Origin of the sequence: methanotrophic endosymbiont of Bathymodiolus puteoserpentis (Logatchev), assembly GCF_900128525.1 — a bacterium.
Lineage (GTDB): Bacteria > Pseudomonadota > Gammaproteobacteria > Methylococcales > Methylomonadaceae > Methyloprofundus.
The window spans coordinates 1-4,053 of record NZ_FQTQ01000180.1; the positions used below are offsets into that span (position 1 = coordinate 1).

Genomic DNA, 4,053 nt, shown 5'->3' on the forward strand with positions numbered 1-4,053 from the left:
TGCAAGTGAGGCTGTATTACCAGAAATATTTTCCAATTGATGGTTCTTAGATTGAGTAATCCATCGTTGCAAAGCTGAACGACTTATTCCCAATGTTTTTGCCATCTCTGTCAGTGATATTTCAGGTAATCGGTTAAGGGCTTTTTCTACCGCTTGTATTTTAAATCCTTCGGTATATTTTGGACTCATTTTTCTTTCCTCTAAAGTTTATTTTAGAGGCGACAACTATTCTGACACAGGGGGCTAATGACATTACCATAGTTGTCTTTTTTAGTTTTAATATGATAGATGGCCGGCCCTGGTTCAATTAACCCTGTACGAATCTTATGTCCTGCTAGATCCATCATAATTTTACATGCGCGCCCCGTTTCGACTTCTGCACGCCGGATATTACAAATCATAGCTTGCCAAATAACGACATCATCATGCGCACAGTTAATACGAGCACAAGTCATTCCTTTAGTCAATAGGTCATGAATTTGTTGATAATCCCAGGCAGAAGCCGTTGCCAAGGTAACCATCACATGGGCTTTACTATTTTCGTAATAAGCTCCAAATAACTCAATCGTATGCTGCTCTAAAAGCTGTTGTCCACGATTAAAACCATATTCACTAGGATTTTTTCCTATGTGAATACATTGCCTATCTGTTGCTCTCTTGAGTAAGTAGATAACCGAATCTAAGGTTGACATGACCGAAGCTTCAGCACGACCGAGTGAGGATAGCCCTGCCTGAGAAAGCCGCGTTTGTAAATGTCGTAAATCAAATTGCCTAAGTGCTAGATAGTGCGCTAGATTAGTTGCACTTTTCGTTAGTATACCGGCACGATAATGCTCTTTATATAATTTCAAACGACATTCAGCATTCACCACAATTTTTTCACGAATTTCAACAACATCAGCTAATAAATGTATTAAGATTTCCGTATAAACATCTTTTTCAAGCTGTTCTTTTGCAACTTTTTTTGGCATATCAAACCTTATTTTTCCTTATTTAAACTCAATTAAATTAGAGCTATAAGCGCAATAAAATCACTTATTCAAACTGACCAATCCAGACCTCTTAGGCCTAACCGGTAGTTTTTGTAATTTCCAGATATCCTGGTTATATTCATTGATGGTACGATCAGATGAAAATTTACCACTATGCGCAACATTCAGAATACTCATGCGCACCCAATGTTCCTGGTCACGATAGGCATTTTCAACACGCTCTTGAGTCTCAATATAACTACGAAAATCAGCTAGGGTCATCCAAGGGTCATCAGGACTTTTAAGTGACACAATTAAACGATTAAAGATACCTGTCTCAAGTTGGTTAAAATGGCCACACTCCAATAATTTCATTACCTGCTGTAAATCCTCATCCTGATCAATAAGTGATTCCGGATCATAATGCTTACGTCGCGCGACAACCTGCTCTTCTGTTAGACCAAATAAAAAGAAATTTTCATCGCCTACCTCTTCACGAATTTCGATATTTGCACCATCCAGAGTACCAATTGTCAGCGCACCATTCATCATCATTTTCATATTGCCCGTACCCGAGGCTTCCTTGCCTGCAGTAGAGATTTGTTCGGATAAATCAGTACCAGGACAGATTTTCTCCATAGCAGAAACATTGTAGTCAGGTAAAAACAGTAAATTTAGCTTGCCATGCATGTCAGGATCACCATTGATCACTGCAGCAACATTATTAATCAGTTTAATAATAGTTTTTGCCATTTCATAACCAGGTGCGGCTTTACCTCCAATTAACACACAACGGGGCACCCTATTATCATTTTCACTGTGTTTAATACAATTATATAAATGAATCACGTGCAATACATTTAGCACCTGCCGTTTGTATTCATGAATACGCTTCACCTGCACATCAAAAATAGCATTAACATTAGGGGCTGTTGCCGTTTCAAAAATAGATAAAGAAATTCGGTATAAATGCCTATTTATCGAAAATTTTTTGAAAAATCGTATGTTATTTAGCTTCACTATGCAGTTAAATTTTTGAATTATTCAAATTCTTACCCACTTCTATGAAACGGCAACAGACCCTAATATCCATATCATGTTCTTGCTTTTTATAATCAGCCAATTCTTGCTTTGCAGACTGTTTAATTGCTCGCCATTGCTTTCTAAAACTTGCATCGTCAGCGTAGGGCGCTAGTTTTTTTAATAACGACAAATCAGTAACCCAATCGGAGCCAATCGTTTTAGTAATGAATGCTGCTAATTCAGGGTTACAGCCAACTAGCCAACGGCGTGGCGTAACACCATTGGTCTTATTATTAAATTTCTCAGGCCATAGATTATAAAAATCAGAAAATAAGTCTTTCTGTAATAGCTTAGAATGCAACTCAGCGACACCATTAACAGAAAAACTACCAACAATTGCTAGATAAGCCATGCGTACCTGTTTTTGCCCGCCTTCTTCTATAATCGACATTCGAGCTAGTTTATCCGTATCTCCCGGCCATTTAGCCGACACTTGACAAATAAAATGAGCATTAATTTCAAAAATAATTTCCATTAAGCGCGGCAATAAAGACTGCATAAGAGGCACTGGCCAGCGCTCTAGTGCTTCTGGCAATAAAGTGTGATTAGTATAAGCCATAGTACTACACGTAATCTCCCAAGCCTTATCCCAGGGTAGGTCATGCATATCCATCAGTAAACGCATTAATTCTGCAACAGCAATGCTAGGGTGCGTATCATTCAACTGAAAACAGTTTTTTTCAGAAAATAAACTAAAGTCCTCCCCATATAAGCCAACCCAGTGAGAAATCACGTCTTGTAGACTGGCAGAGGTCATAAAATACTGTTGACGCAAACGCAAAGATTTACCATTTTCATTGGCATCATTGGGATACAGCACCATAGTTATATTTTCAGCACCAATTTTTTCTGCAACGGCTTCAGCATAATCCCCAGAATTAAATTCATCCAAGTTAAACTCTTCAGTTGCTTCAGCCTTCCACAAACGCAACGTATTAACGGTATTATTCTGGTATCCAGGGATTGGAGTGTCATAAGGTACAGCCAGTACATCATGAGTATCTACCCAAATATAGTGCCGCACACCGTCTACATCAGTCTGTACCTCAGTATGCCCTCCAAAGTGGACTCGATGCGTATATTCCTGTCTCTTTACCTCCCAAACATTACGCAACCTTAGCCAGTGATCCGGTTTTTCTTTCTGCTCACCATTTTCGATTACTTGGGTAAACATGCCATATTCATAGCGTAAGCCATAACCAATGACCGGCAATTGCAAAGTGGCACTGCTATCAATAAAACAAGCTGCTAACCGACCTAATCCACCATTTCCCAGCCCTGCATCACGTTCACTTACAATTAACTCTTCAATTTCTATACCTAAATCATACATTGCTTGGGTAGCAACATCGTTAACGCCTAAGTTCAGCATCGCATTACTTAAAGAGCGCCCCATCAGGTATTCCATAGATAAATAAAAAGTTCTTTTACATTTTTCCTGCTTATAGGTGTGGTGCGTCTCTTTCCAGCGCTCCATCAAGCGATCACGGACGGTTAACCCTAGTGCCTCATAAGCGTAATGAGCTTGATGGCTTTCTTCATCGCGCCCCAGCAAATGCACATAATATTCTTTAAAACTATGAAAAAAAATCCACGCTCTAAGAACGTGGTTTTGATTGCACCCTAGAAGGGTGTAATGACTAGCCCTCTTAGAAGGCTAGTCCATTGCCGCCTATCATTAATTTGATGCCTTAATTTAGGACTCTAAGTCCTTTTCTATTTTCTCTTGAAACTTTACATATTTACGGATCATTTCTGCATCAACGCCTACCGTATCAACACAATACCCTTTAGCCCAAAAATGATTCCCCCAATAAGGTTTCTTTTTCAAGTAAGGAAACTGCTTAAATATCTGGATAGCTGACTTACCTTTTATTGTAACTTCTCATTATCCACAGGCAGCGGCCGCACGGATGACTTCCGATAACGGAGGAATATCGCCTATACCCAATAAGCGATCTTTCAAATAATCCCAAAATGATAAGTCATGCTTTCGACA

At 39.2% G+C, this 4,053-nt stretch carries 2 protein-coding genes and 2 pseudogenes; all 4 read right to left on the reverse strand.

Features of this window, described 5'->3' with window-relative positions; genetic code table 11:
* On the reverse strand, positions 1 to 189 hold a 189-nt coding region (locus tag BQ7314_RS13205), incomplete at its 3' end, for a transposase (RefSeq protein ID WP_174484160.1).
* Positions 190 to 212: 23 nt separating this feature from the next.
* Positions 213 to 971 carry a pyruvate kinase gene (locus tag BQ7314_RS13210; protein WP_174484161.1) on the reverse strand — a complete coding sequence of 253 codons (759 nt, stop codon included), beginning with the start codon at positions 969 to 971 and terminating at the stop codon, positions 213 to 215.
* A gap of 60 nt (positions 972 to 1,031) precedes the next feature.
* A pseudogene (locus BQ7314_RS16170) lies at positions 1,032 to 3,615 on the reverse strand (glycogen/starch/alpha-glucan phosphorylase).
* A gap of 135 nt (positions 3,616 to 3,750) precedes the next feature.
* Positions 3,751 to 3,930 (reverse strand): annotated as a pseudogene (locus BQ7314_RS13225) (transposase); the annotation flags it as partial.
* Between the last annotated feature and the right edge of the window lie 123 nt (positions 3,931 to 4,053).